The following is a 20,343-nucleotide window of genomic DNA, read 5'->3' on the forward strand; positions in this document are numbered from 1 at the left end:
TCATTCTATCTATGACTGAAGCAAAAAACAATTTTGTTGACATAATCATGGGCTTAGCCAATATTTACCTAAATATTTTTGAGTAAAAATGAACGCTGCAGCTCAAATCCACTCAAAGGAAGACATCTGAATGAAAGCCTCCAAGACCGGAATGCCCAAAAGGCGCAACGCTCGTAAGTCCGACCTCACGCGGTTCATCAACACATCGCTGGTGGATCTGGTCGCCAAACAGATCCGCTCAATGATTTTTGCCGGAGATTATCTGCCAGGAGAGAAGCTGGTTGTGAGGGAATTGTCGGAAGTGCTGGGTGTCAGCCATACGCCAGTCAAGGACGCGCTGAACCGTCTGGTCGCTGAAGAACTGGTCGAGGCAATTCCCAACAAGAGCATGGTGGTCAAGAGCTTCACCAACAACGAACTGGTCGAACGCTTGGGGGTGCGGCTGATGTGCGAGCTTTTTTATGCCGGAGAGATCATTCGCTCGGCCAAAGAGGACGACACATTGGTGTCTGATCTGGAAGCCTGTCTGACTGCCATGGAGGAGGCAATCTGCGACGATAGCAACATTGACTATGAAGCTTGGGTGTCGAACGAAACCCGCTTTCACCGCCGATACATGACCGCAGCAAAGAACCAGACTCTGGTGAGCGTCTATAATGGCCTCAACACCAACGAATTCACTTTCTTTGCGTATCTGCACAATGAACACAAGCCGCTGAAGCGGCCCATTTTCGAGAATAATCTGGTTGAACATCGAGCGATCATTGATGCCCTCAAGGCACTCGATCAAGCCAGATTTGTCAGAGCCATCGCATGGCATGTGTTGCACGCCTGCGAAGACTACAATGTCGATGAGGAGGCTCAACTTCGCATCGAACAAATCAAGAGGTTGGCAGAGTGCCACCTCGACGGATTGGGAGAACCGTCTCAAAAAATCTCCTGACTTTCTGCCCTGGATACGTCTCGACTGAGCCTGTTCCGTGCTTGCATGGTCAGGACCCCGCCTCGTACCCGAGACAGATTTGCGTTTAACCCTATGGAGGAAATCATGAAAAAAACAAATTGGGTGCTGACGTTGCTGGCCGGTGCTGCTTTCGCGGCAGTAGGAGGAATGATGGCTAGCACATCCGCTCTGGCAGCAGACCAGATCGTTCTACGTCTGGCTCATATCAACGCAAATACTGATCCGAAACAAAAAGATGCCGAGAAGTTCAAGGAACTTGTCGAGCAAAAGACCAATGGCCAGGTCAAGGTTGAAATCTATGGTGCTGGCGTGCTTGGCAATGTGCGCGAGATCATCGAAGGCTTGCAGTTGGGCACCAATGAAGTCGTTATTGAAGGCTTCGGTACACTGCCATCTTACACCGACCTTTCCTTGCTTGATCTTGTCCCCTTCATGTTCCGTGATCGGGCCCATTTTGATAAGGTCTGGGAAGGTGAAATTGGTGCGGATCTGCTCAAGGAAGCTGGTGATCAGGCTGGCATGAAGCTGTTTGGCCCGTCCTATCGCGGCGTTCGCGTGACCACGTCAACGAAGAAATTTACCGATGTAGAAGGCGTCAAGGGTCTCAAGATCCGCGTGCCGGCTGATGATATGAGCGTCAAGACATGGCAGGCTCTGGGGGCGACGCCAACCCCGATGGCCATGACAGAAGTGCTCACCGGTATTCAGCAGGGTACCGTGGAAGCACAGGAAAACCCTCCAATCCTTTCATACAATTTCGGTCTTGCTGACATCTGCAAATTCCTCATCAAAACGGACCATCGCTGGAGCGCAGACGTCTTCATGATGGACCAAAACTATTTTAACAGCCTGCCTGAAGATGTTCAGACTGCCATTGTGGAAGCCGGTAATGAGGCTGGCCACTACACCAGTGGTCTGATCACGGACAATGAAGACGGCTATCTGCAGAAATGGAAAGATGCAGGCGCAGAAATCGTCAAGCCTGAACTTGACGGCTTCCGGGAAGCAACAAAGGATGTCGTCAAGGACAACTTCCCACAATTGACGGAATGGGTCGAGAAGATCAAAGCCGTCCAATAATCAGCACTCGCTAGAGCCAAATGAATGACCAACGGGTGTCAGAGTTCCAAGCTGACACCCGACGGGTCAGTCATGCCCAGCCTACCCCACTGCAGGGCGGCCCATGCCGCCAAGACCTGCGGAGAAAACCATGCGTATTTTAGAGTGGGTCTGTGGTGCGATCGAGAAAATCATCAATTTCATCATCATCGTGTGTCTCATGATGATGACCGTTGTGATCTTCTATCAGGTCGTACTGCGCTACGTCTTCAACAGCTCCAACATCTGGGCGGAAGAATTCGCCCGCTATGCCTTCATTTGGGTCGTCCTGCTAGGAGCGGCCAGTGCGCTCAGGCGCTTTCAGCACATCAGGATCGATTTCGTGGTCAACATGTTGCCAGAGCGAGGCCAGAAGCTGATCGGCTTCATCAACTATGTTCTGATTGTCGGTTTCCTCTTGACGCTGATCAAATATGGCATTGCCATTTCAATGAAAACCACGCACCAGATTTCAGCCGGACTGCATATTCCAATGTCCTTCATGTATCTGAGTATTCCGATTGGAGCAGCGCTGATGCTGCTGTTTACGATCCAGATCATTCTGAGAGATTACTTGCTGCCTTCTGATGCCAATTCACCAGCTCTGGAGAGGGAATAGCCATGGGTATCGGAACCGTTCTTCTCGTTGGCCTGATTGTGCTTGTGCTGATGGGCATGCCCGTCGCCTTTGCAATCGGTGTTGCATCTATGGCTTCCATTCTCGTGGGGAACTATAATCTGATCGTTGTTCCCCAGAAGATCCTCGCAGGCATGGACTCCTTTCCCATGCTGGCAATCCCCTTCTTTGTGCTCGCTGGCAACCTGATGACGGGAGGTGGCATTACTGACCGTATTCTGAGTTTCACCAAGGCGACGATGGGATGGATGCGCGGCAGTCTGGGCATCGTCACGGTTATCGCCTCTGCGATTTTCGCAGCCATTTCCGGCTCAGGCACGGCAACGGTAACAGCCATCGGTGGCATCACCATTCCTGCCATGAAAAAGGAAGGCTACCCGCCTGAATTATCTGCGGCCATTGCTGCCAGTGCTTCCACCGTCGGCCCTCTTATCCCACCGAGCATCATTCTGATCGTTTATGGCAACTCGGTGCAGACATCCATTCGCGAGCTGTTCATGGCGGCAGTCATTCCTGGCGTCATGCTTGTTCTGGGGTTTCTGGGCTACACCTATTACAAGGCCCGCAGTCTTAATCTGCCTGTCGGCAAAAAATTGGACCATAAGGAAGTCTGCCGTGAAACGAAACGCAGCTTCTGGGCTCTGTTGATGCCGATTATCATTCTGGGTGGTATCTTTGGTGGTGTTTTTACCCCCACAGAAGCGGCGGCCGTCTCTGCGGTCTATGCCTTCATCATCGGCATCTTCGTCTATCGAAATCTGACGCTGAAGAGCATCAACCGGATCTTTTATGATAGCTGTATTGTTTCAACGATCATGCTGTTTCTGGTTGGTTGTTCCAAGACTTCCAGTTGGGTCCTGGCCATGGGACGTGTTCCTGAAGCCATCGCATCCAATCTGCTTTCGGTGACCGACCAGCCCGTTTTGCTGCTACTGCTGCTCAACGTTTTCCTCCTGATTGTCGGCATGTTCATGGAAGCAAACGTGGCTGTTGTGATCTTCACTCCCATCCTGCTGCCCATTGCCATGGCCTGTGGCCTCAGCGTCGTCCAGTTTGGTGTCGTGATGTGCTTCAACCTTTGCCTTGGATTAATCACCCCGCCGGTTGGTCTATGCGCATTGCTTGGGAACAATATCGCTGAAGGGAGGCTGGAGCTTACCTTACGCTACTGTGCCAGCCTGTTCCTCGTCGGCGCCGTCATTCTGATGTGCACGACCTATATACCAGCCATGACCACCTGGCTGCCGAGCATTTTGAAATAAACAAGATATTGGACAACCGCCCAGCCGTCGGAACCACGCGCGAACCAATGGAAATCGCGCGCCGACAGCTGACGGGCGTCAAGGAATCCAAAATGGAAGCGTCTAAAACTCTGTCTGACTTCATCGCCCTGTGCCACAAGATATATGCCCACGATTTCGTGCCCGGATCAGGAGGCAATGCGAGTATTCGCCTTGGTGACAGGATCGTCATAACGCCCTCGGGGATCAGTCTTGGCAAACTTGAAGAAACGGACCTTGTGTCCATCGCCATGGATGGCTCGGTCATCGGCAAAGGGAAACCTTCAAAAGAGTGGCGAATGCACATGAATTGTTATGAACGTGCCGATGTCAATGCGGTCATTCATGTTCATAGCCCTTACGCTGTCGCCATTGCTTGCCTGAAGGAGCTCGACACCACCTGCGCTATGCCGGTCTATACGCCGGGCTATTCGGTGCGCGTGGGTGCGCTGCCCGTCGTGCCCTATTATCGTGCAGGTTCGACCGAGCTCGCCGACAGTATCATCGCCATCATGGCGCATCGCAATTCACTTCTGTTAGAAAATCATGGTCTGCTCACCGTCGGTGTAACCATGGATCAGGCCTTTAATCTGGTGGAGGAAGTCGAGGAGAACGCTCACTTGCACTTTACTCTAGGCGGGGCGGGTAAACCCCTGACCAGAGAACAGCAGGAAGATTTGACCGGCAAATACTGATCATCTGTGACAACCAAAACAACAGGAAAGAAAAATAAGATGGTCACGCAAATGAACCGCCCCATTGTGCTCGGTATCGATATTGGAACCACCGGAACCAAATGTAGCTTCTATGATTTGGAATGCAATCTCGTTGCAAGTGAATATCAGGAATATCCAATGATCCATCCCCGCGAGGGATGGGTTGAAGAAGACCCGAATGTCTGGTGGGCCAGCGTCGTCCGCAATGTCAAACTCTGCATCGATCGCGGGGATGTCGATCCTATTGAAGTGGCTGGTATTGGCGTCAGTTGCACCAATTCCTTTATTCCTCTCGACCGGGAAGGCAACAATCTTTACAACGCGATCCTTCAGCTTGATCAGCGCTCGGCAAGCGAAGTGAAATGGCTTGAAGACACCATCGGCCGGGACCGAATCTACGAAATTACCGGCAACCGCATTGCCAGGGGTACATTCGCCCTTCCAACCCTGCTTTGGTATCTCAAGAACCGCCCAGACATCATTGAGAAGACGCACAAATTTGTCGTTCCCAGCGGCTTTATCATCAATAAACTGACCGGAGAATTCTCTATTAACACCTCTCGGATGGGGTTCACTCTTCTTTCCAACATTCGCACCGGTGAGTGGGACGAAGGGCTGGCTAGAGATACAGGTGTTCCAATCGATAAACTGCCCAAGCCCTACAATGCTTCGGACATTGTGGGGCATGTTACGTCGTGGGCTGCGGCGCAATGTGGGCTGAGAGAAGGCACGCCTGTTATCGCCGGCTCCATGGACACTGTATCGGCGGCAATCGGTGCAGGAGCGATCCTCCCCGGGGATACCTTCCTTGCCATAGGTACTTGTGGACGGGCCTGCTTTACCAGTGAAACCCCGCTTTTTGACGATCGATTGATGAATTGCCGACATGCTGTCGAAGGCCAGTGGTTGAGCGTGGAAGCAACCAACGCAGCGGGCGCATCGCTAAGATGGTTTCGCGACCAGTTCGGGGAGGCTCTTGAAAAGCGCTGTCATGAGGAAGGTTGTTCCATCTATGAGATGCTGGACAAGGTGGCCGAGGAAGCAGATGCCGGGTCCAATGGTGTTATCTATCTCCCCTACCTATCGGGCGAACGATGCCCGATCTGGGATCCCAATGCCCGCGGCGTCATGTTTGGCCTTAGCTTTGGCACAAGCTATGGAGACATGGTCCGCGCGATTATGGAAGGTGTGGCCTATTCCATTCGTCAGGGCATGAAGATTGTTCTCAAGCATAATGACAAACCCAAGACCCTGTCGCTTGGCGGCGGTATTGCCAACAGTCGCATCTGGTGTCAGATTTTTGCGGACATCCTCAATGAGCCGATTGTCCGATTGCGAGTTAGTGAGACCGAGACGCTGGGGGCTGCCATTCTGGCAGCAAAGGGAGTGGGTTTGATTGACACTCTGGACAAGATGACCGGATACACAACCCAGAACTGTGAAGTCGTCCAGCCGAACAACGAAGCCTCCAGCATTTATGACGACTATTTTGTCCTTTATGAAAAGCTCTATGACGATCTGAAGGACAATTTCGTTGCAGCACAAACAATAAAAGACCAACACGGCTAGAAGTTCTTGGTTCCAAGACGGTTCGAAGGGGGGCGGCTTTGTGAAAAAGAGCCGTCTCCCCTGTACTACCCGGTGGCTTGCTACCCTTATCCTTTGGACGGTTTTCTTTTCAAAGACAGTCTGCTTCGAACGGCATCAAGGCTATTGGCTTCTTGATGCCAAGCTCACTGTGTTTGACAGCTTCAGTCCTCAATCGTCCACATCGGATAAGGTTACCGCGTTGGTGACCTTTTCGCGTTGGGCCTGACGGGCGACCATCACACTCATGCCTGCCATGAGGGGAAGCCATTTTTTGTCCGAGACCGAGAGGACGAAATTGTCAAACACGATATTGCCCAGCGTGGCGTTCAGTTTTCTGGCTATGGTCCCGATCTGTTTGTCTGCAAGCTTGACCTGATAGTTGGAGCCGAACATGGCATTCATCTTGATTAGCTCAAGCTTGCCTTGTGATGTCTTTCCGGAAAAATAGGTATGGTGCAGAACAAGCCGTCTTTTGAGGCGACAGAATTTGCTGCCATCCAGATAAAGATCATAGGTGGTAAAGATGTGAAACAGGCGCTTGGTGAGCATGAAACGCTCCTGATCGCTGTCTGTTTCGTAGATGTGGAAGGTTTTGCACGGAAGCTGCGACGTGACGGTCAGTGCTGGATTCAGATCTGCATCAAGCAGGTGGAAGTCCTGCCCGGTCCATTTGAATTCTTCGTTGAAGAGATAGATCTCTTCCTTGCTATCCATGCCCAGTGCGGAGTTGTCTGCCTTGCCTGAACTGAAGAAGCCCTGCAACCGGTCGATCAATGTGGGCAACAGGCAGGCCGAGCCGAAGGAATAGCGGATGATACCCTCTGTGCTCTTCGGGCGTTCGGGCTGTTTCAGGCGCCATGCATCTTCGCTAGCGGGTCGCAGTCTGGATGTCATCGTGCTGAAATTGACGCTGATGAAGATGCCCAGTACCGGCCTGATGAAGACATATTCTTCTTCCGGATTAGGCCCCAGAATGATGACATCCTTGCTGATCGTCGAGATTTTGCCGAACCAAGGCATGCCCCACGCGGTTTCCATGCCCTTGAAGGCGTCAAAGATCTCTTCAAGGCTTGCGCCACGCGTGTTGACGACCAGTTTCACGCTGTCATTAAACTTGTTGTAGAGCCCGGGGCTGAAAAATTGTAGCGCCACCAGAGCCAAAATGAAGAGCAACGTGCTTGCAATGATGGGCCATGTTGCCACATCTGCTTCACCGGGGCTGAACCCTTCGATCAGATAGTTGAGAGACAGAACAAAAAGCCCGATTGCGGCAATCAGGAAAATAGCTCTAACGAGCTGAATTTTAAAGTGAAGCATGGAGAAGATCCTGAAATTGTTGGCGCATAAAAGCTGTGGTTGGCGCCGATCTATCTCTATGCTTGTAGAGAGTCTGCTCTGAGACGTCTCTCCGTTATATTGCCGATGAGACATATGGATGCAGAGGGCCTATGCCGTTTGGCAAGGGCTTGAGGGCGTGTCTTTGGAATGCTCGTGAAAAAGGCCGCATGGTTGCGGCCTCTCACGTTTGCGGGCTTATTGGTGCAGGTGTTAGCCTTTGAGTGGTTCGGAGACCTTGAAGGACAGGTCTGCAAGGCCTTCGATTGCACATTGGATGTGATCTCCGATGGCAACGGGGCCAACGCCAGCAGGGGTGCCGGTGAAGATGATATCGCCAGCGGCCAGTTTGAACTGCTCTGACAGGTTGGCGATGACTTCGGGCACTTTCCAGATCAGATGATCAAGATCGCTTTCCTGTCTGGTTTCGCCATTCTGCTTGAGCCAGATTTTTTTCTTCTCCAGTGTGGGAACACTTTCGGCCGCGATGATTTCTGAAACGGGCGCCGAATGCTCGAAGGCTTTGGCGGCGATCCAGGGGCGGCCCTTCTTCTTTGCTTCGGCCTGCAGGTCGCGGCGGGTGAAATCCACGCCAACGCCATAGCCGAAAATCAATGCGTTGGCATCGCTGACAGCGATATTGGTCCCGCCTGCCTTGAGCGCGACGAGCAATTCTACCTCGAAATGCACATCCTGACTGAGAGGCGGATAGGGGAAGTCTTTGCCAAATAGCAGGTTGTCGGGGTTCTTCTGGAAGAAGAACGGAAATTCACGGTCCGGGTCATGGCCCATTTCTATGGCATGGTCTGCATAGTTCCGGCCAACACAATAGACGCGCCGGATGGGAAAGCTCTTGTCCGATGCCTTGATGGGCAGGGTTGGAATGGCTGGCGCCGGAATCGCGTAGTGAGGCTGAAGATCGCTGGTGCTCATGGTGATGCCTGATAAAATATTTGGAAAAAAAAGAACTGAAAGCTTCTTTGATTAAACACCATGAGGCGAGACACATCAACGCACTGTTTGGCGCTTTTCAGGGCAAAGGCAAGACTGTATCTTCCTAAGTTGAATCACCCGAAGATGCATCTGTCTGCGCAGCGCACAACTCTGCAGAAAAGGGCAAGACCAGCGGGTTCATGGTGTCTGACCTCCAAGCGCAGACCAGCGTGACTGAGCTGGGCAACTCGGGCAGGGGGCGATAGCAGACACCGGCAACCGGTTCGTTGAGTACCCACGCAGGCACGATGCCAACTCCCAGTCCAGCCGCCACCAGCGTAACGACGCCAATGGTGTGAGACACCCGCTGGATGACATGGGGCAGGAAGCCTGCTTCGCGGCAATGTTGGTTGACGATATCCTGATAGCCGATGCCCCGGATTTCGGTGTAGCTGATAAATTTCTGATCCTTGAGGTCTTTGACCGTAAGGGTCGCGCGCCGGGCAAGCTCTGACTTGTCATGGACGACCGCGACAAAGCCTTCGCGATAGATCTGGCGGGTTTCCAACCCGCTGGCGACACGCGGCGGCCGCATCAAGGCGATGTCAATTTGACGTGAGGCCAACAGGTCCAGTTGCTCCTCAGTGGTGTGCAGATGCATGTCGAGTCGGGCCGATGGATATTTTTTGCTGAAGGCGGAGAGAGCGGCTGGCAAGACTGAATGGACTGCAGAGCCCATCGCGCCGATGCGCAGCACGCCTGAGCCCAGGCCACCAGCCATGCGGGTTTCATCAACGGCATTGGAAAGGGCCGTGACCAGAGCCTGCGCCTTGGTGGCAAAGACTTCTCCGGCCGGTGTCAACTGCACGCTGCGGGTGTTGCGGTCAAACAGGCGAACGCCGATTCGTTCCTCCAATTGTCTGATCTGCTGACTGAGAGGCGCTTGGCTGATGCCCAGTATTTCTGCGGCGCGTCCGAAGTGCAGTTCGTCGGCCACTCGTAAGAAATACCGAAGGTGTCTGATTTCAATGCCTTGCATGATTAAGTCTCTAAACAGAATAATTATGCTGATTAATATATTGGACAACTTGATTTGTCAGTGTTTAATTTTTTGAAAAAACAAGAATTCACCAGACCAGAGTTAAAAAGATGGACCTTTTTCTACCTTTGCGGTGGCTCACTGCATCAATGCTGTCAATGGTTGTCGTGGTAACGCTGTTGCAGATTGTAATGCGCTATCTGTTCAATGCACCCCTGATCTGGAGCGAAGAATTCGTTCGCTTCGTCACGGTATGGATGACATTCATCGGCGCAGTTGTTGTTTGCTATGATGGCCGGCATCTCAATGTCGACGTCTTTTTGCAAAAAGCTCCAGCCCCTATCAAGCGCGCCCTGCATTGGTTCAATGCAATTCTCTCTTTCGGCTTTCTGGCCATTCTCGGGTGGACTTCCATCACACTGGTCAAGATCGACATGATGAATGAGCTTTCTGCGCTTCCCCTGACGCTGGGTCATTTGCGCCTTGCTGTGACCGTGGGCAGTTTTCTGATGATCGCGGCCATCCTGCTGCGTGTCTTCTATAAGCGAGCACCGGAATATTACGCTTCAAAATCTTCCCCCTCTCAATCCCCTTCGCAGGACATGGAGTAAGCCCTTGTTGACCGTATCCATTATTCTGCTGTTGCTGGTTCTAATTGCCTGTGGTTTGCCGCTCTTCTTCTCCATCGGTATTTCTTCGATGGTCTATTTCTACATGGCCGACATCAACCTTGCCCTGATGGGGCAACGGATGAGTGGCGCTGTGGATTCCTTTCTCATTCTGGCTATTCCCTTCTTCTTTCTGGCCGGAGAACTGATGAATGCCTGCAAGTTGACGGATCGCATCATCAATCTCGCTCGCGCTTTTGTCGGCCATATCGATGGCGGTTTGGCTCAGGTCAATATTTTCGCCAGCCTGATTTTCTCGGGCATGTCCGGTTCTCCCACCGCTGATACCACGGCGCTCGGCTCGGTGCTTATCCCGGCTATGAAGCGCGAAGGCTATCCGGCACCATTCTCTGCTGCCGTTACGGTGGCCTCCTCGATGGTCGGTCCGATGGTGCCGCCTTCGGTGGCGCTGGTGATCTATGGTACTCTGGCTGATGTTTCTATCGGGCGCCTGCTTCTGGCTGGTATCCTGCCTGGTGTGGTGATCGTTGGCACGCAGATGGTCTTTACCTATTTCTACGCCCGTCACAAAAAGTTCCCCAAATATGAGCGGGCGTCGATGGAAGAGGCCTGCACCGCTGTCAAACAAGGCGGTGCAGCCTTGCTCTTCCCCATTATCATCGTGGGCGGCATTCTGGGGGGCATCTTTTCGCCAACTGAAGCAGCTGCAGTTGCCGTGCTCTATGCGCTCTGCCTTGGTTTCATTTACAAGAATGTCAGTCTTAAAGACATTACCGATGCGATCATCAAGACAGGGCTTGGCTCTGCGCGCATTCTGGCCATTATTTCGGTTGCCTCCACCTTCTCGTGGATCATGGTGCGCGAAGGAGTGCCTCTGGCCATTGCCAGCGCCATTTCTAACATCTCTGATGATCCGACCATTGTCTTCTTCCTCATCGTGGCGATGCTGCTGGTGGTTGGCCTGTTGATGGTCGCCTCATCTGCTGAGATTGTGCTGACCCCGATTTTGGTGCCCGTGATCCTGCAGTTCGGCATTGATCCGGTGCATTTCGGTGTGCTGATGGTCTTTACCCTCATCATTGGTGGGGCGACGCCGCCTGTTGGTGTGCTGATGTTCATTGCTCAGGACATTGCCGAGATCAGTCACGGCAAGATGGTCAAGGCGATGCTCCCCTACTATCTCCCCATTTTCATTGCAGTGGTGCTGCTGGTCATGTTCCCGCAAATCAGCCTCTTCCTGCCAAATCTCGTCTTCGGCTCTTAAAGTATGGAGAAACCAAAAATGACCAAGACCAAAAATCATCTCCTAGAGAATATGACTTTCGAAGAGTTCCGCACCTGGAGCGAAGAGGAAGAAAATCCTGTGGTTCTGATCCCGCTCGGCTCGCAGGAAATTCAGGGGCCGGTGGTGCCCATGGGCGATTTCATGTTGGCCCGCAAGATTGCCGAAGAGGTTGCCGAACGCTCCAATGCGGTGACGGCTCCGACCATGCCATTCGGCTATGCAGAATATTTCTGGTCTGTCCCGGGGGGGATTGCCCTGTCTGCGGACAGCTTCCGCGGCGTGCTGCGTGACATTCTGGACAATTTCCTGCGTCACGGTCACAAGCGACTGGTGATCCTTAATGGTCACTCCGGCAACTATTCCCTGATTGATCAGGTGATCCGTGCGGTCCGCCGCGAGACTGGCCTGATCATTCCTTGCATCAATCTGTGGCGCGCCATTCCGGATAGTGTCTGGACCGAAATCCATGGTGACTATGGCAAGAAGGCTTTCTCCCATGGCGGCGACCCGATCACGTCCGTTTACATGCACTATTTCCCTGAACTGACCCATCCGGAGAAGGCAAAGCTGCCAGACGCTCCGCTAGAAATGGCTGGAATGCCGGTGATGGGTCTGGGCGGCGCCAAGTTCAAGGATGTTGAAATCGGCATGCCCGTCAATGTGGATGACCGGTGCCCGGATGGCATCGTCAATGGCGACCCACGTCTCTCGTCTGCAGAGAAGGGTGAGAAATTTGCCGAATATCTCGTCGGCTTCTGCGCCGACTTTGTCGAACACTTCCGCAGTGTCGACCCCTCCGACCCCAAAAAATAAAATCCAACCTCCAGACAGGGATCCAAACGAAATGAAAACAGTATTGAAAGCAGTTGCATTTCTTGCGCTTCTCACCACCACGGCAAGTGCTGATGAAATCCGCTATGCCACATGGGCTAAGCAGGGCGAAGCTCAGTATGTCGGCGCTGAAGAATTCAAGCGTGTGGTTGAAGAAAAGACCGACCACACCGTTACGATTTTCCCGGGTGATCAGCTGGGCAAGCCAAAAGAGGTCTACACCCAGATGGCTCTGGGCACGACCCAGATTCTGGCCTCCGGTGACCCGGGTCTGAAGGAAATCGAATATCTTGCCCTGCCATATCTCATGAAGGGCATGAAAAACTATCAGGACGTTCTGAAGACCGATTTCGCTGAAGTCTGGAACGAAAAACTGATCAATGACCGCAAGGTCCGCATTCTCGGCTTTATGCCGCGTAGTCCCCGCCAGATCAGTGCCAACAAGCCAATCGAAACCATCGAGGATCTTGCTGGCCTGAAACTTCGTGCTCCCGAGCGCGATTATTATGTGAAGTCTCTCTCCGCACTTGGAGCCAGCCCGACCCCAATGGCTTTTGCCGAGGTTTACACCGCCTTGCAGACAGGCGTTGTTGACGGTCAGGAAAACCCCATCGAGACCATTTATGCTCAGAAATTCTATGAAGTGCAGAAGGGCGTTGCGATGCTCGACTATATCGTCAAGCCAGCCTACGTGACGATCTCTGCTCCTTTCTGGGATTCCCTGTCTGAAGCCGATCAGGCGGTTCTGATAGAAGCCAACGAAGCTTCTACCGCAGTCGTCGAAAAGCTTCTGCCTGAGCAGCAGGAAAAATATCTGCAGGTCATGAAAGATGCGGGTGTGACCATCACCTATCCGGAAAAAGGCCCTTTCATCGAAGCCACCCAGTCGGTGCGTGATGAGCTGGGCACAAAAGCCTGGGGCAAGGACGTTTACGAGCAGATCAAGGAAATTGGCGCTCAATAATCGTTCCTGACAATTTCGGGTGTCGCGAGGTCTTGCGGCACCCCGCCTTTTCGCGCCCAGATCTGACCGGCTCTTGCCGCTCCCGGCTTATGAAAGTCCGATTGACTGGTTCGCGTGCCTTTCCCTCACATTCGAAAGCTTGTCGGATGGCTCTGGCCGTTTTCGGCATAGCAATTGGAGTTGGACACTAGAGATGACTTGCCCTGCCGAAATCAGAACACAGATCGAAAAGCTCACGAGCCAGATCACGCCGGATCTGATCGCCATCCGCAGATGGATGCACGAAAATCCGGAGCTTGGCTTTGAAGAAGTGGAAACCTCCGGCATGATCCAGCATGAGTTGGATAAGATTGGTGTTTCCTGGAAAGGCGGTTTCGGTAAAACCGGTGTCTGTGCGACGATTGATGGCGGAGATGGTCCCTGCATTGCGCTTCGGGCCGATTTCGATGCCCTGCCTATCAATGAGACGGGCAATCCGGACTATAAGTCCAAGATTGCGGGAAAGATGCATGCCTGTGGTCATGATGCCCATACAGCGATCATTCTGGGGGTCGTGCGGGTTCTCTCCCAGATTGATGATTTGCCGGGCAAGGCCATGTTCGTGTTCCAGCCTGCTGAAGAAGGTCTGGGTGGCGCACGGGCGATGCTCGCAGATGGCCTGTTTGACTATTGCGATCCGGATATAATGCTCGGCTATCACAATTGGCCGCCGTTGCCCGCTGGCACCATTGGCTGGCATCCGGTGACGGCTTTTGCCTCTTCTGATCCCTTTGACATCGTCATCAAGGGTAAATCCGGCCATGGTGCGCATCCGCATATGGCAAAGGATCCAATTGTTGCTGCCGGTGCGTTGGTGTCCGGTTTGCAGAGCATTGTCAGTCGCGAAGTGGCGCCCCTCAGTGCTGCTGTCGTAACCGTGGGATCGATCCATGGGGGATCGGCCCGCAACCAGATCCCCGATGAAGTGACGTTGGAAGGCGCTGTGCGTACGCAATCTGAAGATGTGCGCCAGACCGTGAAAGGCGCCATCGGGCGCATCGTGGAAGGCATCGCGCTGCAATATGGCATGGAAGCAGAAGTCAAATTCCTGCAAGGCGTGCCTCCTGTGGTCAACACGCCGGATATTCTGGCTCATGTGGTGGGCGTCGCCCGTGATGCCCTTGGCTCGGACAAAGTGGTCGAGTTGCCACAGGGGTCCATGGGCAGTGAAGATTTTGCTGAATATTCCAGCCGCAAGCCAGCCGCGCATCTGCGCATCGGCTCGCAGCATAAGGAACTCAACACGATGCTTCACCGCAGTGATTTCGACCTTGATGAAGCCTGTATCCCAACCGCTGTGAAAGTGTTGAGCGAGGCCATCATCTCGCTGATGTTGGAGAGCAAGAAGGCCTAATCTAGCTTTTTGATGTGCGGTAGCTTGAAAGGGCTTCCGTCAGACTATCAAGCACGGCCGAGCGACTGGACGTTGGGCGACGCACAACGCCCAGTTTGCGATAGATGGGGGGATTCCCGAAGGGAAATGCCCCTAGTTCTGATGTCTTCATGCCATGCATGGCTACCTCTGGAACGACGGAAAATCCCAGCCCCGCTTCGACGCAGCCGACGATGGCTGGCATGGTGTTTACAGAGAATACCCGGCGAGGCTCAGCTCCCAGACGCGCCATTTCTGTGTCAATTTGACGCGCTAGCGGCACATGAATGCGATATCTGATGTAGGGAATCGAGCGCACGAGTTCCTCAAACGGGAGCTCTTTGGTGCCTGCCGGTACGAGAATCATTAAGGGCTCGCTGAGTACTTCCGTCCAGTTGAGGCCGCTTGGAACAGTCACCTGATCAGCAACAAGTGCAGCGTCCAGCTGGCCTGATGCAACTTCGCTCATCAACTGCTCCGACATGCCGATCCTGAGGCGAAAATTCAAATCTGGATAGGTCGTCCTCATCGTGGCCAGCGTTTTTGGTACGTAAGAATTGGCTGCCGTTCGCAAGGTGCCAAAAGCAAGTGTTCCCCTGACCTTAGAGCCACTTACCGACGCTTTGGTTTCGTTGACGATCTGTAGGATCGTGCGGGCAGAGCGCACCATTTCCCCGCCCTTTACCGTCAAAACTGGTGGTCGGCGGGAGCGATCGAACAGGTCCGTTTGCAGTTCGCTTTCAAGCGCTGCGATTTGCTGGCTGACAGCGGAGGCTGTCAGGTTGATAGCATGTGCTGCTGCGGCGAATCCACCATGCTGCACAACGGCCAAAAGGGTTTCGAGCTGTCGGGTGTCCATGGTTTAACGTTAGCATATCTTATTTTAATAGCAAGAATTATGCGCTTTGGTGGGGTGTTTCTTGTGTTAACGTTGTTGCGCAATCACAAACAAAAACGGATTTCCGTTATAAATTTTCCATTGGGAGTAGTCTCCATGAATTTACGTTCAGGCCTTGTGGGCCTCTTTGCCGCTGTTTCTCTTTTTGCCTCGCCGGTCGTTGCTGCAGATTATCCGGAGCGTCCGGTCGAATTCATCGTTCCATGGTCACCGGGTGGTGGGTCTGATACCCTGATGCGCCTCATCGCCAACAATATCGAACCGTTTCTCGGCGCTGAAATGCCGATCATCAACATGCCCGGTGTGGGCGGAACGGTTGGCTTGCGCGAAGCCTCACGCCGTGCAGCCGATGGCTACACCATTTCTCAGGTTCATGAAGGCCTACTGGTTGCCTCTCAGATCGGTCTGACAGAGCTCAAATGGAATGATTTCGAACCTATCGCCCTGATGACTTCTTCTCCGCAATATTTGGTTGTCAATGGCAAGGCGCCCTACCAGACTTTTGAAGAATTCCTCGCCTATGCCAAGGAACATCCGGGTGAAATCACCATGGGTGTGACGCTGGGCGGTGTGCCGCATCTGCATGCTGCCATGATCGAGCAGGCCTTCGATCTCAAATTCTCTTATGTGGGCTATGAAGGCACCGGTCAGCGCATCCGCGCACTGGTTGGCGCCAACCTTGATGCTGCCATCGGCGACATCAGCTCTTCCAAGCAGTTTGTCGACAATGGCGATCTGACATTCCTCGCCGTCGGCTCCGCCAATCGGGTCAAGGCTGCTCCGGATGTACCAACCTTCAAGGAACTGGGCGCCGACATCGAGCTGAGCGTAACCCGCGGTATCGTGATGCCAAAAGGCGCACCGCAGGAAGCCCGCGACGGACTGGAAGCTGCTCTCAAGGCTCTGTCTGAAGACGAAACCTATGTGACCCAGACCAACAATGCCGGTGCGGAAGTCGATTTCCGCGGCCAGACTGCCTATACCGAATATCTTGGCAAGCTGGATAAAACCGTCACCAGTCTGGCAGAGGTTCTCGCACCGTGAGCCAGTCAGATCTTGACGAAGAACTGTCTCTGGAGGTGGGCGAGATCGCCCGCCTCTTGAGTTACATCCTGTTTCTTCTTGTTTCTGCCGGGATGTTCTTTGCTGCAGGGGATATTCCGACCTCTCGTTTCGAGAAGCTTGGGGCAGGGGCGTTTCCGCAATTTGTCTTTGCAGGAATCTTCCTCATCTGTGCGATCGCGATTGTGCTGACCGTCCCCAAAATTCCGGCTCGAGCCTATGGCCAGCTTTTTAATCAGGCCATTCTCTGGGCGCGCAAATGCTATCTGGTGTTTGTTTGTCTTGCTGCTCTTGGGGTCTATCTGGTCGCCATGCCATGGCTTGGGTTCAGCCTTGCCAGCCTGATTTTTCTCTTTGGCCTGCAAATGGCCCTGCTGCCGCGCTCGCTTAACACCATTTTTATTGCCGCGATTGTCGCGGTGGTCTTCTCCTATGGCTTGAACATGTTATTCGCCGACATTTTCACCGTTTTCCTGCCAAAGGGAGTGTTCTGATATGGATAGCTTTCTTATTGGCGCCTCGCAGATTTTTACGGTCACGACGCTGGCCTATATGCTTGCCGGGTCTATTGCCGGCATTGTCGCCGCAGCCATTCCCGGCTTCACTGTTACCATGGCTATCGTGCTGACGCTGCCGCTCACCTTCACCATGGAACCCCTGCAGGGCATCGCCGTGATGCTCGCCGTTTATGTGGGGGGCTATACAGGCGGTCTCATTTCGGCAGCCCTGCTGGGCATTCCCGGCACGCCCTCTTCGGTCGCCACCACTTTTGATGCCTTTCCCATGGCCCGTGGCGGTGAAGCGGGTCGCGCGCTTTCCATGGGGGTCTGGGCTTCCTTTTTCGGCACGGTCATCTCCACCATCGTTTTGATCGTTGCCGCGCCTCCTCTGGCCATGATTGCTGTCAAGCTGGGCCCTTGGGAATATTTTTCCCTCATTGTCTTTGCTCTGACCATCGTTGCAAGTCTTGTCGGAGAATCCGTCATTCGCGGCTTGATCGCAGGGCTGATCGGTCTGGCCATGTCTACGGTTGGCAGTGATCCGATCTTGGGGCGTTCGCGCTTTGATTTCGGTCTTGAAACCCTTGAGACAGGCCTGCCATTTCTCGTCGTGCTGATAGGCATTTATGCTATCTCGCAGCTCGCCTCAGAAGTGGAAGACGCCAAAAGCGTAAAATCGGGCAGTAAACTGGTGACTGGCGCCATTGATTTCCAGACATGGAAAGTCATGCGTGAGGTTCTGACCCGCCCGGTCAACCTTATTCGGTCTTCGATCATCGGTGTGCTTATTGGCGCTCTTCCCGGTGCGGGGGGCTCCATCGCCAACCTTGTGGCCTATGATCAGGCCAAACGGTCGTCCAAAAATCCTGACGCTTTCGGCACAGGCACGCCGGACGGCATTGTTGCCTCAGAGGCTGGCAACTCGGCCACTGCCGGTGGCGGTCTTATCCCTATGATCGGGCTTGGTATTCCCGGTTCGGCCGTTGATGCCATCCTGATGGCATCCTTGATGGTGCATGGCATCTCGGTCGGCCCGCGCCTCATCATGGATCACTCGGATCTGGTCTATGGCATGTTCATCGCCATGGCTGTTGCTTCCTTCATCATGTTGATCGTTGCCACCTTGTCCATGCGCCTTTTCCTGCGTGTGGCAGAAGTGCCCAAATGGATCATCGTACCGGTGGTGATGATTTGTTGTGTGGTTGGCGCATTTGCGCTTAACAACCGGGTGTCTGATTTGTATCTGTTGGGCTGTATTGGCGTCTTCGGCTATGCCTTGCGGGCGCTCGGCTATTCTCTTGCCCCCTTGGTTCTGGGCGTCATTCTGGGCCCGATTGCCGAAACAAACCTGCGCAGGGCCTTGATGACCAACGAGGATCCAACCCTGTTTTTCACCCGTCCAATCAGTCTTTTGTTCTTGATCGCTGCGGTCGTTTCGATTGTCTGGGCCATCAGAGGACATATGAAGAAACGCAAGACAGAAGAAAGGCTCTTCGATGCTGCTGCGTCATGATCCCATTTATTCATCCCGCCGCTCACCGGTTCTTGCCGACAATGTCGTCGCAACATCGCAGCCTCTTGCCACGCAGGCAGGTCTGACGATTCTGCAAAAGGGAGGCAACGCCGTTGACGCGGCGATTGCTACGGCTGCAACCCTGACCGTTGTTGAACCCACGGGCAACGGCCTTGGGTCCGATGCCTTCTGCATTCTCTGGGATGGCAAGCAACTGCATGGCCTCAATGCATCTGGTCGGGCTCCCGCAGCCTGGACGCCAGAGCGCTTTCCCAATGGCATGCCACAGCATGGTTGGGATAGTGTGACGGTTCCCGGTGCGATCAGTGCCTGGGTGGAGCTTTCGGCTCGCTTCGGCAAGCTCGATCTGGCCCAGGTTCTGGCGCCAGCCATCCGTTATGCGGAAGAAGGCTTTATTGTCTCTCCTGTCATCGGGGAACTGTGGGCGCGTGGCGCGGCAACGCTGAAAAGCCAGCCCGGTTTTGCAGATCATTTCATGCCCGGTGGGCACGTGCCCAAGGCGGGCGAACGCTTCGTGAACAAGGCGGCTGCGAAGACCCTCAAAGCCATTGCCGAGACCCATGGCAAGGCCTTTTATGAAGGTGAGATTGCCGAGAAGATTGTTGCCTTTGCCAAGGCCAATGGCGGCGCAATGGCAATAGAAGATCTGGCCGAGCACGAGGCCGATTGGTGCGGCACCATCAGCCAAAGCTTTGATGATGTGGACTTGCACGAGATTCCGCCCAACGGACAGGGGATCGCCGCCTTGATGGCGCTGGGTATTCTTGAGAATACGTCCATCCGCGACCACGGTCCGGATGATCTGGCTGCTGTGCATCTTCAGCTTGAAGCCATCAAGCTGGCTTACAGCGATTTGCATCGCTTTGTGGCTGACCGTCGCTTCATGACCGAAGTGCCGGAAACGGTCTTGCTCGATCCAGATTATCTGAAGGCGCGGGCCGCCCTGATCAGCATGGATCAGGCTCAAAATCTCGGTCATGGTGCCCCAAAGCGCGGCGGCACGGTGTTGCTCAACACTGCCGATGCATCCGGCATGATGGTCAGCTTCATCCAGTCCAACTATGCGGGCTTTGGCTCAGGCGTTGTTGTGCCCGAAACCGGGATTGCACTTCAGAATCGCGGCTTTGGCTTCGTTACGGAAGAGGGACATCCCAATTGTGTGGGGCCGAAAAAGCGCCCGTTCCATACGATCATCCCCGGCTTTGCCATGAAAAATGGGGCACCGCTAATGGCCTTTGGCATGATGGGTGGACCAATTCAGGCACAGGGCCATATGCAGCTCTTGCTCAGAACCCAGCTTTGGGATCAGGATGTGCAAACCGCCGCCGATGCACCGCGCTGGCGCATGATCGAGAATCTCGATGTGGCGTGCGAGCCGACCATGCCTGAAGCGCTTCTGGAAGGGCTTACGGATCTTGGTCATCGCATCCAGATTGAATCGCCCGACAATGCCTTCGGCTTTGGCGGGGCACAGCTAGTCCAGAAGCTGCCAGACGGGGGCTATGCTGCCGGGTCCGATCCTCGAAAGGATGGGCAGGCCGCAGGGTTCTAGGTGCTTGAAAGGCCCTTTGAGGCGAAATATAGAGCGTTCCTTTGTTGTTTGAAGCATGAAGGGGCGCTCAAGGCAGAAGTAATAA

General features: G+C 53.7%; 19 protein-coding genes. 15 read left to right on the forward strand and 4 right to left on the reverse strand.

The features are described from left to right. The first annotated feature begins 130 nt into the window (after positions 1–130). From BM258_RS21480 to BM258_RS21505, 6 genes are all read left to right on the forward strand, one after another. Positions 131–943, forward strand: coding sequence for a GntR family transcriptional regulator (locus BM258_RS21480; RefSeq protein WP_090075302.1), 813 nt, complete (start codon positions 131–133; stop codon positions 941–943). 105 nt (positions 944–1,048) lie between these two features. Further along, complete coding sequence (locus tag BM258_RS21485) at positions 1,049–2,044, forward strand: TRAP transporter substrate-binding protein (protein WP_175528205.1); 996 nt, start codon at positions 1,049–1,051, stop codon at positions 2,042–2,044. 130 nt (positions 2,045–2,174) lie between these two features. Beyond that, on the forward strand, positions 2,175–2,681 hold the full coding sequence (locus BM258_RS21490; protein ID WP_175528206.1) for a TRAP transporter small permease: 507 nt from the start codon (positions 2,175–2,177) through the stop codon (positions 2,679–2,681). Between the two features lie 2 nt (positions 2,682–2,683). Beyond that, positions 2,684–3,961, forward strand: coding sequence for a TRAP transporter large permease (locus BM258_RS21495; RefSeq protein ID WP_090075305.1), 1,278 nt, complete (start codon positions 2,684–2,686; stop codon positions 3,959–3,961). A 47-nt stretch (positions 3,962–4,008) separates the two neighbouring features. Next, a complete protein-coding gene (locus BM258_RS21500) occupies positions 4,009–4,674 on the forward strand; it encodes a class II aldolase/adducin family protein (protein ID WP_090075306.1) in 666 nt (221 codons plus the stop codon). Positions 4,675–4,713: 39 nt separating this feature from the next. After that, positions 4,714–6,264 (forward strand): xylulokinase, encoded by a 1,551-nt coding sequence (locus tag BM258_RS21505; RefSeq protein ID WP_090075307.1) that lies wholly within the window; start codon positions 4,714–4,716, stop codon positions 6,262–6,264. Positions 6,265–6,453: 189 nt separating this feature from the next. Here BM258_RS21505 and BM258_RS21510 read toward each other — a convergent pair whose 3' ends face one another. The 3 genes from BM258_RS21510 to BM258_RS21520 all read right to left on the reverse strand — a co-directional run bounded on the left by BM258_RS21510 (position 6,454) and on the right by BM258_RS21520 (position 9,592). After that, complete coding sequence (locus tag BM258_RS21510; RefSeq protein WP_090075308.1) at positions 6,454–7,602, reverse strand: LURP-one-related family protein; 1,149 nt, start codon at positions 7,600–7,602, stop codon at positions 6,454–6,456. Between the two features lie 231 nt (positions 7,603–7,833). Next, positions 7,834–8,553 carry a fumarylacetoacetate hydrolase family protein gene (locus BM258_RS21515; protein ID WP_090075309.1) on the reverse strand — a complete coding sequence of 240 codons (720 nt, stop codon included), beginning with the start codon at positions 8,551–8,553 and terminating at the stop codon, positions 7,834–7,836. A 124-nt stretch (positions 8,554–8,677) separates the two neighbouring features. Next, complete coding sequence (locus BM258_RS21520) at positions 8,678–9,592, reverse strand: LysR family transcriptional regulator (RefSeq protein ID WP_090075310.1); 915 nt, start codon at positions 9,590–9,592, stop codon at positions 8,678–8,680. Between the two features lie 110 nt (positions 9,593–9,702). On the opposite strand from BM258_RS21520, the gene BM258_RS21525 reads away from it, so the two are divergent. The 5 genes from BM258_RS21525 to BM258_RS21545 all read left to right on the forward strand — a co-directional run bounded on the left by BM258_RS21525 (position 9,703) and on the right by BM258_RS21545 (position 14,694). Next, complete coding sequence (locus tag BM258_RS21525) at positions 9,703–10,203, forward strand: TRAP transporter small permease (protein ID WP_090075311.1); 501 nt, start codon at positions 9,703–9,705, stop codon at positions 10,201–10,203. A 7-nt stretch (positions 10,204–10,210) separates the two neighbouring features. Then, on the forward strand, positions 10,211–11,485 hold the full coding sequence (locus BM258_RS21530) for a TRAP transporter large permease (RefSeq protein ID WP_244544803.1): 1,275 nt from the start codon (positions 10,211–10,213) through the stop codon (positions 11,483–11,485). A gap of 18 nt (positions 11,486–11,503) precedes the next feature. Beyond that, positions 11,504–12,319 (forward strand): creatininase family protein, encoded by an 816-nt coding sequence (locus BM258_RS21535; protein ID WP_090075313.1) that lies wholly within the window; start codon positions 11,504–11,506, stop codon positions 12,317–12,319. A 31-nt stretch (positions 12,320–12,350) separates the two neighbouring features. Then, positions 12,351–13,301, forward strand: a complete 951-nt coding sequence (locus BM258_RS21540) for a TRAP transporter substrate-binding protein (RefSeq protein ID WP_090075314.1) — start codon at positions 12,351–12,353, stop codon at positions 13,299–13,301. Positions 13,302–13,494: 193 nt separating this feature from the next. Next, on the forward strand, positions 13,495–14,694 hold the full coding sequence (locus tag BM258_RS21545; protein ID WP_090075315.1) for a M20 metallopeptidase family protein: 1,200 nt from the start codon (positions 13,495–13,497) through the stop codon (positions 14,692–14,694). A gap of 1 nt (position 14,695) precedes the next feature. Here BM258_RS21545 and BM258_RS21550 read toward each other — a convergent pair whose 3' ends face one another. Next, positions 14,696–15,571 carry a LysR family transcriptional regulator gene (locus BM258_RS21550; protein ID WP_090075316.1) on the reverse strand — a complete coding sequence of 292 codons (876 nt, stop codon included), beginning with the start codon at positions 15,569–15,571 and terminating at the stop codon, positions 14,696–14,698. A gap of 135 nt (positions 15,572–15,706) precedes the next feature. Here BM258_RS21550 and BM258_RS21555 point away from each other — a divergent pair, with 135 nt between their 5' ends. The 4 genes from BM258_RS21555 to BM258_RS21570 are packed head-to-tail and all read left to right on the forward strand — an operon-like array spanning position 15,707 to position 20,258. Next, positions 15,707–16,654 carry a Bug family tripartite tricarboxylate transporter substrate binding protein gene (locus BM258_RS21555; RefSeq protein WP_090075317.1) on the forward strand — a complete coding sequence of 316 codons (948 nt, stop codon included), beginning with the start codon at positions 15,707–15,709 and terminating at the stop codon, positions 16,652–16,654. Beyond that, positions 16,651–17,166 (forward strand): tripartite tricarboxylate transporter TctB family protein, encoded by a 516-nt coding sequence (locus BM258_RS21560; RefSeq protein ID WP_210186840.1) that lies wholly within the window; start codon positions 16,651–16,653, stop codon positions 17,164–17,166. Before BM258_RS21555 ends, BM258_RS21560 begins: the two co-directional genes overlap by 4 nt. 1 nt (position 17,167) lies before the next feature. Continuing rightward, a complete protein-coding gene (locus BM258_RS21565) occupies positions 17,168–18,685 on the forward strand; it encodes a tripartite tricarboxylate transporter permease (RefSeq protein ID WP_090075318.1) in 1,518 nt (505 codons plus the stop codon). Further along, positions 18,669–20,258, forward strand: coding sequence for a gamma-glutamyltransferase family protein (locus BM258_RS21570; RefSeq protein WP_090075319.1), 1,590 nt, complete (start codon positions 18,669–18,671; stop codon positions 20,256–20,258). The genes BM258_RS21565 and BM258_RS21570 overlap by 17 nt, the downstream gene beginning before the upstream one ends. The last annotated feature ends 85 nt before the right edge of the window (positions 20,259–20,343 follow it).

Source organism: Cohaesibacter marisflavi, from assembly GCF_900115225.1.
GTDB lineage: Bacteria > Pseudomonadota > Alphaproteobacteria > Rhizobiales > Cohaesibacteraceae > Cohaesibacter > Cohaesibacter marisflavi.